This is a genomic window from Tepidibacter mesophilus (genome assembly GCF_002724055.1).
Lineage (GTDB): Bacteria > Bacillota > Clostridia > Peptostreptococcales > Peptostreptococcaceae > Tepidibacter_A > Tepidibacter_A mesophilus.
The window spans coordinates 1-290 of record NZ_BDQY01000090.1; the positions used below are offsets into that span (position 1 = coordinate 1).

At 42.1% G+C, this 290-nt stretch carries 1 rRNA gene; it reads right to left on the reverse strand.

Annotated features, from left to right (window positions below):
- Positions 1–204 precede the first annotated feature (204 nt).
- Positions 205–290: ribosomal RNA gene (locus Tmeso_RS16090) — 16S ribosomal RNA — on the reverse strand; the annotation flags it as partial.

The following is a 290-nucleotide window of genomic DNA, read 5'->3' on the forward strand; positions in this document are numbered from 1 at the left end:
GGTGCCAAGGCATCCGCCCTACGCCCTTAATAACTTAACCTTAATTTATTTAAATCTGTTCAATTTTCAAAGTACTACGCCATTCGCTATCGCGTCGGCTTAAGTACGTCGCCAACGAATTTATAAAATAAATTCCGTTGCTCAAAGTACTAGTTTTGAAGGCAATAAACCCTCAAAATTAAACAGTAGGTTATTTCTCCTTAGAAAGGAGGTGATCCAGCCGCACCTTCCGATACGGCTACCTTGTTACGACTTCACCCCAGTCATTGATTTCACCTTCGGCAGATTCC